Annotated in this window: 20 protein-coding genes; 1 reads left to right on the top strand and 19 read right to left on the bottom strand. The window is 38.0% G+C overall.

Translation table 11 applies throughout. The features are described 5' to 3' along the window. The coding region (locus AC3EA5_RS15060; RefSeq protein WP_488609072.1) for a transposase at positions 1-292 on the top strand (292 nt) is incomplete at its 5' end. A gap of 647 nt (positions 293-939) precedes the next feature. Here the strand turns inward: AC3EA5_RS15060 and codY are convergent. The 19 genes from codY to rpsP all read right to left on the bottom strand — a co-directional run bounded on the left by codY (position 940) and on the right by rpsP (position 18,981). Next, entirely contained in the window at positions 940-1,719 is a 780-nt protein-coding gene (gene codY, locus AC3EA5_RS15055; RefSeq protein ID WP_394187367.1) for a GTP-sensing pleiotropic transcriptional regulator CodY, read from the bottom strand. 84 nt (positions 1,720-1,803) lie between these two features. Further along, positions 1,804-3,195 (bottom strand): ATP-dependent protease ATPase subunit HslU, encoded by a 1,392-nt coding sequence (hslU, locus tag AC3EA5_RS15050; protein ID WP_488609071.1) that lies wholly within the window; start codon positions 3,193-3,195, stop codon positions 1,804-1,806. Continuing rightward, positions 3,192-3,740: an ATP-dependent protease subunit HslV gene (gene hslV, locus AC3EA5_RS15045; protein WP_488609070.1), complete on the bottom strand. Its 549-nt coding sequence runs from the start codon at positions 3,738-3,740 to the stop codon at positions 3,192-3,194. The genes hslU and hslV overlap by 4 nt, the downstream gene beginning before the upstream one ends. Positions 3,741-3,760: 20 nt before the next feature. Further along, a complete protein-coding gene (gene xerC, locus AC3EA5_RS15040) occupies positions 3,761-4,654 on the bottom strand; it encodes a tyrosine recombinase XerC (RefSeq protein WP_488609077.1) in 894 nt (297 codons plus the stop codon). A gap of 236 nt (positions 4,655-4,890) precedes the next feature. Then, positions 4,891-6,198 (bottom strand): FADH(2)-oxidizing methylenetetrahydrofolate--tRNA-(uracil(54)-C(5))-methyltransferase TrmFO, encoded by a 1,308-nt coding sequence (gene trmFO, locus AC3EA5_RS15035; RefSeq protein ID WP_488609069.1) that lies wholly within the window; start codon positions 6,196-6,198, stop codon positions 4,891-4,893. 214 nt (positions 6,199-6,412) lie between these two features. Then, entirely contained in the window at positions 6,413-8,488 is a 2,076-nt protein-coding gene (gene topA / locus AC3EA5_RS15030) for a type I DNA topoisomerase (RefSeq protein ID WP_488609068.1), read from the bottom strand. A gap of 104 nt (positions 8,489-8,592) precedes the next feature. Continuing rightward, entirely contained in the window at positions 8,593-9,489 is an 897-nt protein-coding gene (dprA, locus tag AC3EA5_RS15025) for a DNA-processing protein DprA (RefSeq protein ID WP_488609067.1), read from the bottom strand. Between the two features lie 87 nt (positions 9,490-9,576). Next, positions 9,577-10,479 (bottom strand): succinate--CoA ligase subunit alpha, encoded by a 903-nt coding sequence (gene sucD, locus AC3EA5_RS15020; RefSeq protein WP_394187360.1) that lies wholly within the window; start codon positions 10,477-10,479, stop codon positions 9,577-9,579. 18 nt (positions 10,480-10,497) lie between these two features. Beyond that, complete coding sequence (sucC, locus tag AC3EA5_RS15015) at positions 10,498-11,658, bottom strand: ADP-forming succinate--CoA ligase subunit beta (protein WP_488609066.1); 1,161 nt, start codon at positions 11,656-11,658, stop codon at positions 10,498-10,500. A 223-nt stretch (positions 11,659-11,881) separates the two neighbouring features. Next, a complete protein-coding gene (locus tag AC3EA5_RS15010; RefSeq protein WP_488609065.1) occupies positions 11,882-12,169 on the bottom strand; it encodes an EscU/YscU/HrcU family type III secretion system export apparatus switch protein in 288 nt (95 codons plus the stop codon). Beyond that, positions 12,166-14,058, bottom strand: a complete 1,893-nt coding sequence (locus AC3EA5_RS15005; RefSeq protein ID WP_488609064.1) for a hypothetical protein — start codon at positions 14,056-14,058, stop codon at positions 12,166-12,168. The genes AC3EA5_RS15010 and AC3EA5_RS15005 overlap by 4 nt, the downstream gene beginning before the upstream one ends. Before the next feature lie 21 nt (positions 14,059-14,079). Further along, positions 14,080-14,838 (bottom strand): ribonuclease HII, encoded by a 759-nt coding sequence (rnhB, locus tag AC3EA5_RS15000; RefSeq protein WP_488609063.1) that lies wholly within the window; start codon positions 14,836-14,838, stop codon positions 14,080-14,082. Positions 14,839-14,943: 105 nt separating this feature from the next. After that, the gene (gene ylqF, locus AC3EA5_RS14995) at positions 14,944-15,813 is read right to left on the bottom strand and encodes a ribosome biogenesis GTPase YlqF (protein ID WP_488609062.1); all 870 of its coding nucleotides are present in this window, start codon (positions 15,811-15,813) and stop codon (positions 14,944-14,946) included. A 19-nt stretch (positions 15,814-15,832) separates the two neighbouring features. Next, entirely contained in the window at positions 15,833-16,393 is a 561-nt protein-coding gene (gene lepB, locus AC3EA5_RS14990) for a signal peptidase I (RefSeq protein ID WP_394187354.1), read from the bottom strand. A gap of 102 nt (positions 16,394-16,495) precedes the next feature. After that, on the bottom strand, positions 16,496-16,840 hold the full coding sequence (gene rplS / locus AC3EA5_RS14985; protein WP_394187353.1) for a 50S ribosomal protein L19: 345 nt from the start codon (positions 16,838-16,840) through the stop codon (positions 16,496-16,498). 126 nt (positions 16,841-16,966) lie between these two features. Beyond that, on the bottom strand, positions 16,967-17,704 hold the full coding sequence (trmD, locus tag AC3EA5_RS14980; RefSeq protein ID WP_488609076.1) for a tRNA (guanosine(37)-N1)-methyltransferase TrmD: 738 nt from the start codon (positions 17,702-17,704) through the stop codon (positions 16,967-16,969). Then, complete coding sequence (rimM, locus tag AC3EA5_RS14975) at positions 17,704-18,219, bottom strand: ribosome maturation factor RimM (protein WP_488609061.1); 516 nt, start codon at positions 18,217-18,219, stop codon at positions 17,704-17,706. The genes trmD and rimM overlap by 1 nt, the downstream gene beginning before the upstream one ends. Positions 18,220-18,460: 241 nt before the next feature. Further along, the gene (locus AC3EA5_RS14970) at positions 18,461-18,694 is read right to left on the bottom strand and encodes a KH domain-containing protein (protein WP_394187351.1); all 234 of its coding nucleotides are present in this window, start codon (positions 18,692-18,694) and stop codon (positions 18,461-18,463) included. A 14-nt stretch (positions 18,695-18,708) separates the two neighbouring features. Beyond that, a complete protein-coding gene (gene rpsP, locus AC3EA5_RS14965; protein ID WP_394187350.1) occupies positions 18,709-18,981 on the bottom strand; it encodes a 30S ribosomal protein S16 in 273 nt (90 codons plus the stop codon). Positions 18,982-19,068: the final 87 nt, after the last annotated feature.

Below are 19,068 nucleotides of genomic sequence, written 5' to 3'. Positions count from 1 at the left end.
AGCACAATGTACTGAAAGTCGAGACCACCAAAAAGTAGTGACACGACATATTTGGCAGGAATATCTTGAAGAAGCTGATCATCTTCGACACCACGAAGATGTAAAACCCATTTATGCGAAACGCAAAGAAACAATTGAACGCGTATTCGCTGATGGAAAAGAAAAGCATGGCATGCGTTGGACAACGTTAAGGGGACTTAAAAAATTGTCGATGCAGGCGATGCTTACTTTCGCTGCCATGAATTTAAAAAAACTTGCCAACTGGACATGGCAAGTTCCACAAACAGTATAAATATTGACCTCGGAGAGGTCTGCGACAAATAAAAATTGCTTGATATCCTAGAAAAAAGCAAAAGGGGTTCGGAATGCAACCATTCCGAACCCCTTTTGTCTACAGTCTGACCACAGAGATGGAATTCTCTGTGGTTTTTAGACAGTAGAAAATAATTAGTAGTTATTAATATAATAGAAGAGTTTAACTTCTTATCTTATGCACATGACATTAAACTAGAGTGATCGACTATTTCTTACGCTTTCCGCAGACGAAACGCAAGCCTCCTCGCGTCAGCTGTCTCTGACAGCTGCCACTGTGGGGTCTTGCGTGTTTCGTTCTTCCGCAGGAGTCTTCAGAAATAGCCAACCACCTTCTTACAAAAATAGTTTGATGGATTAAGTTTAGAAAAACTATTTGAGTTCAGTTGAACTGAATGGAGGTGGCGATTAAACCTTTTATATAGATTGTAGTGGTAGGCGGCGACTCCTGCGGGATCAGCGGGACTGGTGAGACCCCACAGGGGCTTGCGACGAGGAGGATCACCGCCCGCCTCGCGGAACGCGTCCGCCTAAAACGGAAATCGACTATGTCATTTTCAAAAAAAGAGGTCTGCCCTTAAAAGTCATTTACTATGACTTTTGGGACAGCCCCTTCATTGATAAACTTTATTTTAATTTTAATTGTGCTAATTCATTTAAGAACTTATCATTTAATACTTTAATATAAGTTCCTTTCATACCTAATGAACGAGATTCGATTACACCAGCACTTTCTAATTTACGCAAAGCATTTACAATTACTGATCGAGTAATACCAACTCTGTCAGCAATTTTTGATGCTACTAACAAACCTTCGTTACCATCAAGCTCTTCAAAAATATGCTCAATTGCTTCAAGTTCACTATATGATAGTGAGTTGATCGCCATTTGAACTACAGCTTTCGTACGTGCTTCTACTTCAATCTCTTCAGATTTTTCACGAAGGATTTCCATACCAACAACAGTTGCGCCATATTCACCAAGGATTAAATCGTCATCTTGGAATTCTTCTTTTAAACGACCAAGGATTAACGTACCTAATCTTTCACCGCCACCAATGATTGGAACGATTGTTGTTAACCCATCTTTAAATAGTTCGCGGTTTTCAACAGGGAATACAGTATGTTCGCTATATACGTCTAAATTTGAAGAAGTTTCATTTACATGGAATAAGTTTTTTGTGTATTCTTCAGGGAATTGACGCTCTTCCATCATTTTAATCATACGCTCATTTTCAATTTGTTGATTGATGTCGAAACCTAATAATTTACCTTTACGACTTACGATAAATACATTACATTCGATTACGTTGCTTAATGTAGTCGACATTTCTTTAAAGTTTACTTGCTTTGTCGCCGAGCCTTGCAGCATCGAGTTAATCTTTCTTGTTTTTGCTAATAAATTCATCTAATTGGCCTCCTGTGATTTAAACTGCTATTTATTCAATATTCTAAAGGTTTTTAATCTTCAATGATATAGATTTATCATACATTACAAAATAAATTGTGACAAATCTTTGTTTTTTACGATATTTCCTAATTTTTGATCGACATAGCCTGGCGTAATGTCGATATGTGCTGGTGATATTTCAGAAGCTTCAAAAGAGAGTTCTTCTAATAACTTTTCTAATATCGTATGCAATCTTCTAGCCCCAATGTTGTCAGTTTCTTGGTTTACTTCCGTCGCAATTTCTGCAATTCGAGTAATGGCTTCATCCGTAAACTCAATAGTCACTCCTTCTGTTTCTAGTAGTGATTTATATTGACGAATTAACGAATGATCGGGTTCTTTTAAAATCCTAACAAAATCATCTTTCGTTAACTTTTCAAGTTCTACACGAACAGGGAATCTGCCTTGTAGTTCCGGTATCAAATCCGATGGTTTTGCCGTATGGAAAGCTCCTGCAGCAATGAACAACATATAATCAGTTTTAACAATCCCATGCTTCGTTTGAACAGTTGAGCCTTCAACGATTGGCAATATATCTCGCTGGACACCTTCTCTAGAAACATCTGCAGAGGATCCTGCGCCACCCTTGCTTGCAATTTTATCAATCTCATCAATAAAGATAATCCCAGACTGCTCAGCACGTTCAACTGCCTTTTGAGATAGTTCTTCATTATCAATTAATTTACCAGCTTCTTCAATTGTTAAAATTCGTCTCGCATCTTTAACTTGAACACGACGTTTTTTCTTTTTCTTAGGCATGAGATTTGAAAAGGCATCTTGCATGTTTTGCCCCATATTCTCCATCCCTGACCCTTGGAATGCGTCAAAGAGTGATGGAGATTGTTCGGTTACCTCAACATTCACCCATTCTTCCTCAAGCTTACCGTCTCTTAAATCTTCCGCTATTTGAGACCGTTTTAAACGAACTTCTGTATCATCATTACTAGTTTCTTCTTGTTCTGTCTTTTGGCCAAAAAGCATTTCAAAAGGATTTTGTCCTTCATGCTTCTTTTTTAATGAAGGAACTAATAATCGAACAATGGCATCATTCGCCAAGCGTTCAGCTTGGCTTTTCACTGCCTCCATCATTTCTTCTTTAACTAAGCGCACCGAAGTCTCAGTAAGATCTCGAACCATGGACTCTACATCTCTGCCCACATAACCTACTTCTGTGAACTTGGTTGCTTCAACTTTAATGAATGGAGCCTTTGTTAACTTGGCAATTCTACGTGCAATTTCAGTCTTACCTACTCCAGTAGGACCAATCATTAATATGTTTTTAGGAATAACTTCATTTTTCATTTCATCGGACAACAAACTTCTGCGATAGCGATTTCGTAATGCAACAGCAACCGATTTTTTCGCATCCTTTTGTCCGACAATATAACGATCCAAATGCTCAGTTATTTGTTTAGGGGTTAGATGTTTACTCATTCATTCAACGCCTCCACAATTATTTCATGATTTGTGAATACACATATATCGGCTGCAGTGGTTAATGCTGCTTTTGCAATTTGTTCGGCAGTCATTGTCTCACCAGCATATTGTTTTAATGCTCTACCTGCAGCTAATGCAAAGTTACCACCAGAACCAATTGCTAAAATTCCGTCATCTGGTTCAATTACTTCACCTGTCCCAGAAACTAAAAGCAAAGTTTCTTTATTCATTACCAATAGCATAGCTTCTAGACGTCTTAGCATTTTATCGCCACGCCACTGCTTCGCTAACTCAACCGAAGCACGCTGCAAATTCCCATCATACTCCATTAACTTTGCTTCAAACATTTCAAATAACGTAAAGGCATCCGCTACTGAACCTGCAAACCCTGCCAAAACTTGACCATTAAATAATCGTCTCACTTTTTTTGCGGTATGTTTCATCACAACTTGATTGCCAAGAGTTACTTGACCATCACCTGACATGGCTGATTTTCCAGCATGTTGAATAGCGAATATCGTTGTTGCATGTATCTCACCCATATAGTTCACCTCATAATTCGTTATGCACGTGGATGTGCATTCATATATGTTTTTCTTAAGTGTTCTTTCGTGACATGTGTATACACTTGAGTGGAAGAAAGTTGAGAATGACCGAGTAACTCTTGGACAGTACGTAAGTCAGCACCATTGTTTAGTAAGTGCGTTGCAAATGTATGTCGCAACATATGAGGATAAATTTTTGTATGCAGAGAAGCTTTTTTAACCATCTCATTTAATACAAATCTTACACCTCTAGGAGTTAATGGCTCCCCTCGCATATTAGTAAAGATCACTTGATGTTTTGTTTGTTTCATAAGTTTAGGACGTGCTACTTCTAAATAGTGTTCCAATGCATCATGGGCAAATTGGCCAAAAGGTAAATAACGTTCTTTACGACCTTTTCCCATTACTCGTAATATACCCAATCTCAAATCAATATCTACTTCTTCTAAAGATGTAAGTTCACTAACTCGAATACCTGTCGCATAAAGCAGTTCTAATAATGCTCGATTTCGAATGTCGAGTAATGAATCGCCTTCTGCAGCTTTAAATAATTCCTGCATTTCTTCTTCATAAAAAAAATGAGGAAGACGTTCCTCTTTTTTAGGATGATATAGGGAGCGAAAAGCATCTTCTTTAAAACCAAATTCTCGATTCCCAAATTTATAGAAAGATCGAATTGCAGAAATTTTTCTTGAAATCGTCGTTCTAGATAATTTATTTTCATACATTTTCGTTACGTAAAGTCTTGCATGAATATATTCAACTTGTTCTAATTCAGTCACACCTTCAGCTTCAAGAAAACGGAAGAATTCAACGATATCAGATTCGTATTCACGAACCGTATGGGACGAGTAGTTTTTTTCCAATTGAATATAACTTAAAAACTGATTAAGTGCATCGGTTGGATTCATCAAGAATTCCCCTCCATTTGAGAAACATAACTGGTCTTGTGTACAAGGACAAGTTTTTCATTTTATATGTGAGGTCAAATGTTGAAAATGTATACAAGTATTAGAAAAACACAGCTTGCACCGAAAGGGTGAAAGCTATGTTTTTTCTTATACTGATATTCAATCAAAACATATACTTTATAATCAGTAAAATAAAAAGCCTCTAAATTATAACAACAATTAGAGGCTTTTCGCAATTAAACTGATAATGTATTCATAAAATTTTGAATTGTTGCTAGTGCACGTTCAGCATGTTTTGAACCACGCTCTTCCTTTGTTTTGTATCTTTTGGAAAGAGGTGGGAACAGGCCGAAGTTCACATTCATAGGTTGGAAGTTCTTTGGATCAGCTTCAGTGATATATCTTGCCATGCTTCCTAGCGCTGATTCATGAGGTACAGTTACTACCTCTTCTCCTAATGCCATCTTAGCAGCATTAATGCCCGCTATCAAGCCACTGCCGGCTGATTCAACGTACCCTTCGACACCTGTCATTTGACCGGCAAAGAAAAGTTGGTCGTTATTTTGAAGTTGGTAAGTCGGTTTTAAGACACGAGGAGAATTGATAAACGTGTTTCGGTGCATGACACCATACCGAACAATTTCAACGTTTTCTAACCCCGGAATTAATTTCAATACTTCTTTTTGTGGTCCCCATTTCAAATGTGTCTGAAAACCAACAATATTATATAAAGTCCCAGCAGCATCGTCTTGACGCAGCTGAACAACTGCATATGGTATCTTTCCTGTTTTTGGATCTTCAAGACCAACTGGTTTCATCGGACCAAAAAGTAACGTTTTTTTACCTCTTGCAGCCATTACTTCAAAAGGCATGCACCCTTCAAAATAAATCTCTTTTTCAAATTCTTTCAAGGGAACAACTTCTGCAGTAATTAAAGCATCATAAAAGCGGTCGAATTCTTCTTCCGTCATAGGACAATTTAAATATGCAGCTTCTCCTTTATCATAACGAGATTTTAAATATACCTTGTCCATGTTGATGCTATCTTTTTCAACAATAGGAGCTGCGGCATCATAGAAGTATAAATAATCTTCACTCGTTAACTTTTGAATTTGTTCAGCTAACGCTGGTGAAGTTAGTGGACCACTCGCAATAATTGTTATCCCTTCAGGAATTTCCGTGACTTCTTCATTAATCACTTCGATGAGTGGGTGATTCTTCACTTTTTCTGTTACAAATGCAGCAAATTCATGTCGATCTACAGCGAGTGCACCCCCTGCAGGGACCGAACATTGGTCAGCTGCTGCAATAATGACTGAATCCAGCATTCGCATTTCTTCTTTTATAACGCCGACAGCATTGGTTAATGTGTTAGCTCGTAATGAATTTGAGCACACCAATTCCGCAAATTTATCTGTGTGATGAGCAGCTGTTTGTTTAACTGGTCGCATTTCGTATAAACGAACCTGAACACCACGTTTGGCAATTTGCCAAGCAGCTTCACTTCCAGCAAGCCCCGCTCCGATTACATTAACTATTGTCAATTTAGACACCAACCTTTTCTTTACGATATAGAATGGATTACTTTAGATTTGTTTGTTTATTAGTTTTAAGTGATGGATCATATTCAGTTAAGCAGATCTCAGCTTAAAAATACTTCCCGACTGATATATAAATCAGTGAAGAAGTCTTTAAAATCATTCAAGTCAAGATACAAGCGCCGGTCTCATTATAAGACGGCGCTTTGTCCTTTTCTATTTAAGCTTGTGCATCTTCTTTGTAATCACAAGATGTACATTGAATTTGAATTCCTTTTTTCAACTTTTTCTCAACTAATAATTCATTACACTTCGGACATGGTCGGCTAATTGGTTTATCCCAAGAAACAAAATCACATGTTGGATAACGGTCACATCCGTAGAAAATACGTTTCGTTTTACTCTTGCGTTCAACAACTTCGCCCTCTTTACATGTCGGACACTTCACATCGATATTCTTCACGATCGCTTTCGTATTTCGACATTCAGGGAAATTGCTACAAGCCATAAATTTACCGTATCGTCCTAACTTAAAGACCATTGCAGATCCACATTTCTCACAATCTTCTCCTGCAGGTTCATCTTTAATAACGACTTTTTCCATTTCCTTATCAGCATGAATGACATGCTTCTCGAAGTTTTGGTAAAACTTATCGATGACATGAACCCACTTTTCTTGTCCTTCTTCCACACTATCCAAGTCTTTTTCCATTTGAGCAGTAAACTCGATATTAATAATATCTGGGAAGAATTCTAGAACGAGTTGATGAACAATGCCTCCAAGTTCAGTTGGAATAAATCTTTTCGCTTCAAGGGTTACATAACCACGTTTTTGAATGGTATCTAGAGTAGGTGCATAAGTAGAAGGTCTACCTATTCCTAACTCTTCTAAAGTTTTGACAAGTCTAGCCTCTGAATAACGTGGTGGCGGTTGTGTGAAATGTTGCTTTGGTTCTATCTCTATTTTTTTCACCATGTCGCCTTGATTCATGATCGGTAAAATACGATCTTTTTCTTCTACCTGATCGTCATTCCCCTCAACATAAACTTTCATGAAACCAGGGAATTTCACTTGTGAGCCATTTGCTCTAAAGACTACACCTTGATTTGTTAAGTCCACCGTTACAGTGTCTAATAGTGCAGAAGCCATTTGACTCGCCAAAAAACGCTCCCAAATTAATTTGTATAATCGGAACTGGTCTTTCGACAAAAGTGCTTTTAATTGATCTGGCGCTCTTAATACACTTGTTGGACGAATCGCTTCATGCGCATCTTGAGATTTACTAGATTGTTTGACTGGAGCTGTGGTTGTTGAGATGTATTCTTTTCCATATTCAGTTTCAATATAGGATTGTGCATCTCTTTTAGCCGTATCAGAAATTCGAGTTGAGTCCGTACGCATATAAGTTATTAAACCAACAGAACCTTCCTTGCCAACATTTATACCTTCATATAGTTGTTGAGCAAGCATCATTGTTTTTCTTGCACGGAAGTTAAGTTTACGAGCTGCTTCCTGTTGCAATGATGATGTCGTAAACGAAGGAGCTGGATTACGTTTACGTTCTTTTTTGACAACGCTTGTCACTTCGAACTGATCGCCTTTTATTTGTTTTAATATTTCTTTAACCTGTTGTTCGTTTGTTAGTTTGACTTTTTCTTTGCCATTTCCAAAATAAACGGCGTCGAAAGGTTTTTTACCTTTTTCAAAGTTTCCTTCAATTGACCAGTACTCTTCAGGTTGGAACGTCTTAATTTCGTTTTCACGATCAATAATGAGACGTAAAGCTACTGATTGAACACGTCCAGCAGAGAGTCCTTTTTTGACTTTCTTCCATAGTATTGGACTAATGTTGTATCCAACAAGTCGATCGAGAATTCTTCGAGCTTGCTGTGAATCAACAAGGTCCATATCAATCGGACGAGGATTTTTAAAAGATTCTTTTATTGCTTCTTTTGTAATTTCATTAAATACAACACGACAATCTGATTCAATATCAATGTTCAATGAGTTCGCGAGATGCCAAGCAATTGCTTCACCTTCGCGATCCGGGTCAGCTGCGAGATAAATTTTCTTCGCTTTTTTAGCTGCTGATTTCAAATCTTGCATTACGGGGCCTTTTCCGCGGATTGTAATGTATTTCGGAGAATAGTTATTCTCTACATCTACACCCATTTGACTTCGCGGCAAATCACGCACATGACCAAGTGATGCTTTAACTTTATATTTTTTGCCAAGGTAACGTTCAATCGTCTTCGCTTTGGCTGGCGATTCTACAATCACTAAAAAATCCGACATGTATGTGCCTCCTTATAGAGGTTCCTAATAAATCAATAAAAGAAATACCTGTTGCAAAATGTATAACAGATTGCAGTAGATTGCAACCATTTTTCATTTATGTGTCAACTTTGATGCACATTTTGTTTTAGTTCTTCAAGAATTTGGAAGCCGTTCCACACGGGTTTTGCTCCTTCAAGCATAAGTAAATGAGGACCAACTGACAACTCTGAAGATATGGAACCAGGAACACAAAATACGTCCTTTCCGTTATCTATTGCATGTTGCATTGTACTAACCGTTCCACTTTTTTCTCTTGCTTCAGTAACTACCACTGCATGAGATAATCCACTTATTATTCGATTTCTCATAGGAAAAGTCCATTTTTTTGGCGTTACATAGGGTGGATATTCCGTCAAAATTAATTGATGTTGTTCCATGGTATGAAATAACACACGATTTTCTTTCGGGTATTGCGTAAATAGACCGTGTCCAACAACAGCAATCGTTTTTCCTCCAAGGTTGTGGGTAATAGCATGAGCCATTGCGTCAGCCCCTTTAGCTAGTCCACTAACAATCACAACTCTGTCCTTGATTAGTGGAGGGATAATAAAGTTCATCGCTTCTAGAGAGTATGACGTTGCTTCTCGAGATCCAATAATCGCAACAAATAATTGTTCTTTTAAATAGCCGATTTTTCCTCTTGCATACAAAATGGCTGGCGGATCATATAACGTTAATAATTGTTTAGGGTAAGTGGATTCATTAAATAAAATGGGGGTAATTTGATGCTTTTCATATGCTCGCAGAAGTGGGGTTTCTAGCGATTTATCATATGATTTTTGAAATCTTACCGTTCGTTCATAAGATAATTTTAATAAGTGGGAAAGTTGATGGATTGGCATTTTGTCGACAGACTCTAACTCAGGATCTACCTGAAGAAGTGGGGTAAGTCTGTTTAAAGGCACCGGAAAAACATAGTGCAGTGCTAGCAATCGTTGCTTAAACTGATCATCATTCATTCGTTTCCTCCTTTTTCATCCAATACTAATTAAGGTTATTTCGTAAAAAAAAGCGACACATCGGTTGATGTGCCGCTTAACATTATATTAATGTGTTTTACATTGATCGTACAAGCCTTTTTCTTTAATTACTTTAATTAAAGTTTCACCAATAACAGATGGAGTAGCTGCAACTTCCATACCTGCAGCATTCATTGCTTTGATTTTTTCAGCGGCTGTACCTTTACCACCAGAGATAATTGCACCGGCATGGCCCATACGTTTACCTTCTGGAGCTGTTTGACCACCGATAAATCCTACTACCGGTTTCGTCATGTTTGCCTTAATCCACTCAGCAGCTTCTTCTTCAGCTGTTCCGCCGATTTCACCAATCATAACTACTGCATACGTATCTGGATCTTCATTGAATGCAGAAAGTGCATCAATAAAGTCAGTTCCGTTTACTGGGTCTCCACCGATACCTACAGCTGTACTTTGTCCAATTCCTTCTTGAGAAAGTTGGTGTACTGCTTCATAAGTAAGTGTACCAGAACGAGAAACTACGCCTACATGGCCTTTTTTGTGAATGTATCCAGGCATAATACCAATTTTACATTCTTCAGGTGTAATAACACCTGGGCAGTTAGGTCCGACTAAACGCGTTTTTTTGCCTTCCATATAACGCTTCACTTTTACCATATCCAATACTGGAATATGTTCAGTGATACAAATCGCCATATCTAAGTCAGCATCAACAGCTTCTAGAATTGCATCTGCAGCGAATGGAGCTGGTACATAAATAACTGACACATTAGCGCCTGTTGCTTTAACAGCTTCTTCTACTGTATTGAAAACGGGAACGCCTTCAGCTTCAGTTCCGCCTTTACCTGGAGTAACACCAGCGACGATTTTAGTTCCATATTCAAGCATTTGCTTTGTATGGAAAAGAGCAGTTGATCCCGTGATACCTTGTACGAGTACTTTCGTATCTTTATTAATATATACGCTCATCTTTTGTCCCTGCCTTTCTTAGCCTACTAGTTCAACAATTTTTTGCGCGCCATCAGCCATAGAGCCAGCCGCAATAATGTTTAAGCCAGATTCGTTCAATAATTTTTTACCAAGTTCTACGTTTGTACCTTCTAAACGAACAACTAATGGTACTTGTAATCCAACTTCTTTAGCCGCTGTGATTACACCTTCAGCAATAACGTCACACTTCATAATTCCACCAAAGATGTTAACGAAAATACCTTTAACATTTTTGTCAGATAAGATGATTTTGAATGCTTCCGTTACTTTCTCAGCAGTCGCGCCGCCCCCAACGTCAAGGAAGTTAGCGGGTGATCCGCCGTAATAGCTGATTGTATCCATTGTTGCCATAGCTAGTCCAGCACCGTTAACCATACATCCGATGTTTCCATCTAAAGAGATATAGCTAAGGTCATATTTAGATGCTTCAATTTCTTTTGCATCTTCTTCATCATAGTCACGTAATTCTAAGATATCTTTGTGACGGTATAGAGCATTTGCATCGAAGTTAAACTTCGCATCAAGTGCCATAACGTCCCCACCACCAGTAACTACTAATGGGTTGATTTCTACGATTGCCGCATCTTTATCAACAAATACTTGGTAAAGACCAAGCATGAATTTCACAGCTTTGTTAACTAAGTTAGCTGGAATGTTCATGTTGAAAGCCATACGACGAGCTTGGAAACCAGTCAATCCAACAACAGGATCGATAACTTCTTTAAAGATTTTTTCAGGAGTTGCTTCTGCAACTTCTTCAATATCCATTCCGCCTTCTTCAGAACCCATAAGAGTTACACGAGAAGTGGCACGGTCAAGTACTAAACCTAAGTAGTACTCTTTTTTAATGTCGCAACCTTCTTCAACAAGAAGACGCTTAATTTCTTTTCCTTCAGGACCTGTTTGATGAGTAACAAGTACTTTCCCAAGAAGTTCTTTCGCGTATGTACGAACTTCATCTAAGTTCTTCGCGATTTTAACACCGCCAGCTTTACCACGACCACCTGCGTGGATTTGAGCTTTCACCACGACAACGTCTGTGCCAAGTTCTTTTGCAGCTTTTACCGCTTCTTCAGGAGAAAAAGCAACTAAACCGTTCGACACTGCGACACCATATTGTCTGAGGAGTTGTTTACCTTGATATTCATGGATATTCATTTTACATCCTCCAATCAAACTTCTGTCAAGTAATTTACTACCTTTACCATTGTATAAAACCTGTCATACAATGTCCACATAAGACTGCTATAACACGTAAAACATCAAATATTCCGACTTCTTGTCGTTTTATAGCAAAACAGTTTGATACGCATTCCAGCTACCTTTCGACAATAAAAAAGAGATCATTCGTCCATCTAGCGATGGTAACGAAAGATCTCTTTTATCTTCTTTTTAACCCTTGAGTTTGATCAATCCGGTAAATAAAGGCGAATACTTCAGCAACCGCTTGATACAATTCTTCCGGGATTGATTCATTAATGTTCAGTTGACCGAGCAAAGAAACTAAACTCGGATCCTCTTGTATCGGTATATGGTTTTCTTGTGCTTTTTTTAAAATGTTTTCTGCAATTTTCCCTTTTCCTTTTGCAATAATGACAGGAGCATTTTCAGCATCTGGCTTGTATGTGAGGGCAATGGCTTCTTTTCTTCTTAGTTGCTCTTCATTCATATCTTAATATCGACTCCTTGTGTAGGCACTTGATGTTGACGATCGAGACCTGGAATCGGTTGTTTTTCAAACGGTTTCATAAAGACACCCGATAATTGATAATCCAATGCTTGCAAACCATCTTTTAGTGCTTCTTTAAACGGTTCTGCTACCGCTTGTAAGGCATCATTTTCATTAAATATCGTCACGGTAACCACTCGATTTTGAACTTGCATATCAATAACGGTTTCTTTGAGAGCATTTAAATCCAAATAAAACATAACACGAGCATAGTTCGAATCAATTTTTCCATCTTCCTTCATGCGTCCATTCCATTGAAGGGTAGCATCCATTTTCTTCCCTAAGAAATCAAGCGGAACTTGCATAAGCAATTGATGTTGAGGACCATTTTCACCTGATAAAATTTGAAGTCCATTCATTCGAGTAATAATGGTATCTGCAACTTCTTTCATTGGCATAGAAATACTTGGGTCTTGTAATAAAGCTAATAGTTGCGGCTTAAGTGTTTCACTCATTTGTGTAAGATTACTACCTAATTGTCCTAACTTAGCTTCATAGGAGAATCCTAAATCTTGTAAGACTTGCTTCATCGCCAATTCAATTGTTTTCTGATTCACCCCAGATTGGACAGCCAGTTCAGCCTGACTTAACACTTGTTGAACGGGTATCTGAGTAGATTGGCTGGCTAGTGACGTTAGTTGCTGAAAAACTTTTGAGTTTGGAGCAGTTCCATTTAAAGATTGTAGTAAGGACAAAATATGCTCCTTAGGCGCATTGCCTTGAACATCAGTTAGCAAAGGTGCTGTTTGGCTAAGTGAAGCAAATGCTTTCACGATTTCATTTGTCATTGTCTTCACACTTGTTTTCCAAGCTTGTGAATTTACTGGTGTATTTTCTAATCGTTGTAATTGTGTTTGCAATTGAAGTTTTACTTCATTCGATAATAATTGATTTTGCTGAATCGAAGTTTGTAACGCCTGGACATTCGTTTGAACTTGACTAGGTGTTGATTGAAGCAACTGAATTAATTGCTGACCAATCGTTCCTTGACTCTCTGTTTTTGAGCTTGCACTTGTAGTTGAAGGTGGGTTCAAAAAATTAGAGATGGATGCCTGCTTTGGAACAAGACCTACTTCTTTTAACATGCTTAATAAACTAGATTTATCACTAACAGAAGAATTCGGTGACAATAATGTCTCTAAAGCCTTGCCAACAATGGTGCCACCAAGTTCCTTAGACAATGGTTGTGTAATCTGATTTAGTGTTTGTTGAATTGCAGCCTTTTGAACGGGTGGTAGCGATTGGTCAGATTTAAGCGTTTGCTTTAGTGAATCCAATAACGTATTGAGTCCTGTTTTATCACCACCACTGATGATTGATCGAAATATCTCATTAGTAAAAGGTAATTTCATCTCACTCATTCGTTGAATAGCTTGCACTGCATCTGCCAGTTTCACTTGGGGCGGTAGATTTTTTATCCATTGTTCTGCTTGTAATAGTTGGTCTTTGGACAAATGAATTTGTTCCTTCACCATATGTTGAACGAGCGCTTGCATTGTCGGAGTTTTAGGCAATTGAAGCGAATCCATTAATTGTTGAATTTGCACAGAAGGCGACGACGTTTGTGGCAGAGCTCCGGTTACAACTTTTAGTTGCAACTCTGGTTTAACACTTGTTACTTGAAAATAATGTGAGTCGCCAGCCTTTAGTGGGACTTCTAGCTTGGCGATCATTTTTTGATTTCCTACTTGCACTTCAGCCGTTTGATTTGGATATAATTTTTTTATATTGCCATGAAATACTTGTCCCTGCTTTAAAGAGAGTGGTTGTTCAGACACAGATTGTGATCTCATATTTGGTTGAATAGAAGAAAAAGACGCCGCTGTCATTGGTAACCCCCTCCTTTCCAACTACATAGATTTAATAGGTTCAAATGATTTACGATGAATTGGCGTATAGCCAAAACGTTGTAAGGCTTCTAAATGCTCAGCTGTTCCATAACCTGCATTTTTCGAAAAAAGATAGTTCGGATATTGTTGATGCCATTCATCCATCAATTCATCTCTAGTTGTTTTAGCCAATATAGAAGCAGCTGCTATACATAAGCTTTTAGAGTCACCTTTTATAATCGAGTGCTGTGAAATGTCTAACGGAAGTTTCATTGCATCGATTAACAATACATCCGGTTGAATGCTTAAATGTTTGACAGATTCACCCATGGATTCTTTAGTCGCTTCGTAAATGTTGATTTCATCTATTCTTAATGGGGGCTGAACATGAATGCTATATGATTTTGCATGTTTCTTTATTTGCTGAGCAAATTCATTTCTTTTGCTACGGGACATTTGTTTCGAGTCATTTATTCCGATTAAATCTGTATGTATGTCTTCAAAAATCACCGCTGCGGTTACAACCGGACCAGCCAAAGGTCCTCTCCCCGCTTCATCAATTCCTGCGATCAAATCTTGAGCTGTTTGTTTAAAAGAATTGTCGAACTCTATTTTACTTTGATGTTGTTGAATGATCATTTGCTGTTTTGCTAATTTCATCTCCCAAGAGTTCAGTAACTTTTGAACGCCTTTTCTAGGGTCATGAACGAGACTTTCGATAAAAGAATTGCGGTCTTTCGTAAGGTTCAATTGAATTGCTATTTCTTGAATTGTTTTCATTTAAATCAGTCCTTCTTTACTACCTATATTATCGGCTGTATTCAACGTTTTTAGAGAGTTATTCGTGCGATTAGAAAAACCTTTTCTACCCGAAGGTAAAAAAGGTTATTTCACATCTTGTTTTTCGCTTTCTTCAACGAAGTCAAATGTTAATTTACCAAGGTTTTCTCCACGTATATCTCGGACAATTAATTCAGCTACTTGATCATAATCAATTTCTCCACCAGTAGAAAATGTCCGACGTAGTTTTCCAATATGATCGAACGTTTTAACTAAGTCTTCATCAACTGCTGTCAATTGGTATCGATCTTCCATACGTTTTGGATAATGCTCAGCTAAAAAACGCAATCCATATACCGCTAAGTCTTCCATATTCGTGATCGTATCTTTAATTGCACCAGTTAGCGCTAGTTTATAACCAACTGATTGATCCTCAAACTTTGGCCATAAAATCCCTGGTGTATCGAGTAATTCTAATTCTTTTTCTACTTTAATCCACTGTTGAGCTTTCGTAACACCAGGCGTATTTCCCGTTTTGGCTAAATTCTTCTTCGCTAAACGGTTTATAAGCGTTGATTTTCCTACGTTTGGTATACCCACAATCATGGCACGTATAGCTCTTGGTTTAATCCCTCTTGAACGCATGCGTTCCCATTTCTCTTCAAGTAATTCTTTTGCTGCTTTAATTACTTGCTGCAAACCTTTACTATCAAAAGAATTTATGGCAACTGCTTTGTGACCTCTTTCATCGAAATACTTGAGCCACTTTTTCGTTTGATGATCATCTGCCATATCTGCTTTATTTAAAATCAATAATCTAATTTTCTGCCCTACTACCTCATCAATCATTGGATTACGAGATGACAATGGTAAGCGTGCGTCAACTAATTCAAAAATAATATCAACGAGCTTAAGCTTTTCCGTTACTTCACGACGAGCTTTTGCCATATGTCCTGGGAACCATTGAATGGTCATATGTTTTCCTCCTTAAGTATTACTTGACGATACTTATTTCATTAGGAGGCCAGAATATAACACTTGTGCTTCCGATGATTTCGTCCATCGAGACAACCCCAATGTGACGACTATCCTTGCTGTATCGTCGGTTATCTCCCATTACGAAAACATAACCTTCAGGTACAACTTCCTCTTGAATAAGTTCTTCTAAAGTAAAATCTTCTGTTAGTGTTCCTTCAATAATTTCTTTTTTAAAAGGATCTAAGTATGGTTCAGGCTTTGCTTCACCATTTATATATAATTGATCGTTTTTATAAGCAACATGATCTCCAGGGAGTCCGATAACTCGTTTAATGTAGTCTTTTTGTTCTGGGGCATGAAATACGACGATATCGTACCGATTCGGTTCTCCAACGTCATAGCCGATTTTGTTAACGATCATTCGATCACCATTTTCTAACGTCGGCATCATGGATTCTCCATCAACAACAATTGGTGTAAACAAAAAGAAGCGAATGAGCCACGCAAGACCAAATGCAATCAATAAAGCCTTCGCCCACTCCCATATTTCATTTTTTTCTTTTTTAACTTCTTCCATCAAATTGCCCCCCTGCTTGTACTATTATTATTGTACAAGGAATTAACATCACAAGCAAAAAGAAAGAGAGCTTGAAATCCAAGCTCTCTTTCTGGCTGTAAATTATCGAATTTCTTTGATACGTGCAGCTTTACCACGTAAGTTACGTAGGTAGAACAATTTAGCACGACGTACTTTACCACGACGAATAACTTCTAAAAGAGTGATTTTAGGCGTGTGAACTGGGAAAATACGTTCAACACCAACACCGTAAGAAATTTTACGAACTGTGAAAGTTTCGCTTACTCCGCCACCACGACGTTGTATAACTACTCCTTCGTACAATTGGATACGTTCGCGAGTTCCCTCAACGACCTTAACGTGAACACGAACTGTGTCACCTGGACGGAAATTCGGAAGATCCGTACGAAGTTGTTCTTGTGTAATTTCAGTAATAATATTTTGCATATTTTTCTCTCCTTAGACAGATGCTCTTGCTAGCGACAATGGCTACAGCGGAACATCGTAATTCGGTACTCCACATAGAAGTACAGAATAGATGATACCATATAACCACGCACAAAACAAGATAATCTAGTTATTTTTATTTTGTTCCCATTGACTTATTAGCTGTTGATCTGCTTCCGACAAATTTAAAGAAGTTAGCAGATCTGGACGTCTTGACCAAGTTCTGTACAGAGATTCTTCATGTCGCCACTTTTCAATCTTTGCGTGGTTCCCAGACATTAGAACGTCTGGCACTGCCATTCCTCTAAAATCTGCAGGTCTTGTATAATGTGGATGCTCTAGCTTGCCTGTTGAAAAAGAATCTAGGACTGACGAATCACCGTTACCTAGTACTCCGGGTAAAAGTCTTACTACACTATCAATGACTGTCATAGCGCCAAGTTCTCCACCGGTTAATATAAAATCCCCTATTGAGACTTCGTCTGTAACCAAATGTTCTCTTATACGCTCATCATAGCCTTCGTAATGTCCACATAAAAAAATCAATTCTTCTTCTTGAGCAAATTCTTCAGCTTTCTTTTGTGTAAATCTCTCACCTTGAGGACACATCAAAATAATTCTTGGTTTCTTGGACGTACTCGTAATCGCCTCTACGGCTTGAAATAAGGGCTCTGGCTTCAAAACCATACCTGCACCACCCCCATAGGGATAATCATCAACCTGGTGGTGTTTATTACCCGAATACATACGAAAGTCAGTAACGCCTAAAGAAACCGCTTCTTTTTCTTGAGCTTTTTTTAAAATAGACGAATTAAAAACGCCTGTAAACATCTCAGGAAAAAGTGATAAGACATGGATCTTCATCATGATAATAAGCCGTCCAAAACTTCTATTGTTATCTTTTTATTTTCAATATCGATATCTTTTACAACATCCTCAATGTAAGGAATATAATGATCTTTTCCGCTAGCCGGTTTTACGGTCCAAACATCATTCGCTCCAGTTTGCAAAATATCCGTAATTACACCGATTTCTTGTCCATCTGTTCCAATAACTGTGCAACCAATAATTTCATGGAAATAGTATTCATTGCCTTCTAATTCAGACAATTGATTTTCCGATACTTTTAAGATGCCATCACGGAATCCTTGAACCATTTCAATCGTTAAATAGCCTTCAAATGTTAATAAGTCAAAATTTTTGTGGCGACGATGACTTGCAACAGTTAAGACAATCGGTGTTTTTGAATCACTTTTAAATAAGCTAAGTTTATTTCCAACGGCATATCGTTCTTCTGGAAAATCAGTGCTTGAAATGACGCGTACTTCACCACGAATTCCGTGGGTATTAACGATCTTCCCTACATTAAACCAATTCATCTGTTTCACTCCTTATTTATAGGCGAGATTAAACGCTTAGTTGACTGGATTGACACCTGCGCATAGATAGCAGATTTTGTCCTTTCAATAAACATCAACTATGCCGTTTATCGGTGTCTATTTTAAAAACACAGCTAGCACCACAATGGCACAGCTGTCTTTCTTTGTCCTATTGTTTAATCGGAATTCCAACTTATTGTACAAAAAAGGAAGGAACCATGGCCCCTTCCTTTTTCTACTATTAATCTAGAATATCGACATACGTCTTCTTCTTATGGTGACTGCTTGCTGCTGAATAAACAATGGTACGAATCGCTTTCGCAACACGACCTTGCTTACCAATAACTTTCCCCATATCTTCAGAATGGACAGAAAGTTTGTAGACAATACGGTTTGCATTTTCGTCAATTTCAATACGAACTTCTTCCGGATAATCAACTAATGGTTTAACAATTGTTTCAATCAGCTGCTTCATTAGGCTGCCCCCGATTACTTAGCGTTTTTTGCGTTATGGAATTTCTCCATGATGCCTTGTTCTGAGAACAAGTTACGTACTGTATCAGATGGTTTAGCACCAGTTGATAACCATTTCAACGCTAGTTCTTCGTTGATTTTTACTTCAGCTGGTGAAGTTAGTGGATTGTAAGTTCCCACTGTTTCGATTTGACGGCCGTCACGTGGAGCACGAGCGTCAGCAACAACGATACGATAGAAAGGAGATTTTTTAGCTCCCATACGTTTTAAGCGAATTTTAACTGCCATGTTTAATAGCACCTCCGAATAGTTTCACACAAGATAGTATATTATCAAGATTTGATTTGTTTGTAAAGTGTTTTTTCTTAACACCTT

It is taken from the genome of Paenisporosarcina sp., from assembly GCF_057785155.1.
This window is presented reverse-complemented; position numbering and strand designations above follow the sequence as displayed.

What these genes read in the sequence shown, in the direction of transcription:
- AC3EA5_RS15005 (WP_488609064.1), bottom strand. Translation starts at nt 14,058, where the DNA reads ATGACAGCGGCGTCTTTTTCTTCTATTCAACCAAATATGAGATCACAA.
- AC3EA5_RS15010 (WP_488609065.1), bottom strand. Translation starts at nt 12,169, where the DNA reads ATGAATGAAGAGCAACTAAGAAGAAAAGAAGCCATTGCCCTCACATAC.
- topA (WP_488609068.1), bottom strand. Translation starts at nt 8,488, where the DNA reads ATGTCGGATTTTTTAGTGATTGTAGAATCGCCAGCCAAAGCGAAGACG.
- sucC (WP_488609066.1), bottom strand. Translation starts at nt 11,658, where the DNA reads ATGAATATCCATGAATATCAAGGTAAACAACTCCTCAGACAATATGGT.
- hslV (WP_488609070.1), bottom strand. Translation starts at nt 3,740, where the DNA reads ATGGGTGAGATACATGCAACAACGATATTCGCTATTCAACATGCTGGA.
- lepB (WP_394187354.1), bottom strand. Translation starts at nt 16,393, where the DNA reads ATGGAAGAAGTTAAAAAAGAAAAAAATGAAATATGGGAGTGGGCGAAG.
- AC3EA5_RS14970 (WP_394187351.1), bottom strand. Translation starts at nt 18,694, where the DNA reads ATGAAGCAGCTGATTGAAACAATTGTTAAACCATTAGTTGATTATCCG.
- sucD (WP_394187360.1), bottom strand. Translation starts at nt 10,479, where the DNA reads ATGAGCGTATATATTAATAAAGATACGAAAGTACTCGTACAAGGTATC.
- xerC (WP_488609077.1), bottom strand. Translation starts at nt 4,654, where the DNA reads ATGAATCCAACCGATGCACTTAATCAGTTTTTAAGTTATATTCAATTG.
- rnhB (WP_488609063.1), bottom strand. Translation starts at nt 14,838, where the DNA reads ATGAAAACAATTCAAGAAATAGCAATTCAATTGAACCTTACGAAAGAC.
- hslU (WP_488609071.1), bottom strand. Translation starts at nt 3,195, where the DNA reads ATGAGTAAACATCTAACCCCTAAACAAATAACTGAGCATTTGGATCGT.
- dprA (WP_488609067.1), bottom strand. Translation starts at nt 9,489, where the DNA reads ATGAATGATGATCAGTTTAAGCAACGATTGCTAGCACTGCACTATGTT.
- codY (WP_394187367.1), bottom strand. Translation starts at nt 1,719, where the DNA reads ATGAATTTATTAGCAAAAACAAGAAAGATTAACTCGATGCTGCAAGGC.
- rimM (WP_488609061.1), bottom strand. Translation starts at nt 18,219, where the DNA reads ATGAATTGGTTTAATGTAGGGAAGATCGTTAATACCCACGGAATTCGT.
- rplS (WP_394187353.1), bottom strand. Translation starts at nt 16,840, where the DNA reads ATGCAAAATATTATTACTGAAATTACACAAGAACAACTTCGTACGGAT.
- trmD (WP_488609076.1), bottom strand. Translation starts at nt 17,704, where the DNA reads ATGAAGATCCATGTCTTATCACTTTTTCCTGAGATGTTTACAGGCGTT.
- ylqF (WP_488609062.1), bottom strand. Translation starts at nt 15,813, where the DNA reads ATGACCATTCAATGGTTCCCAGGACATATGGCAAAAGCTCGTCGTGAA.
- rpsP (WP_394187350.1), bottom strand. Translation starts at nt 18,981, where the DNA reads ATGGCAGTTAAAATTCGCTTAAAACGTATGGGAGCTAAAAAATCTCCT.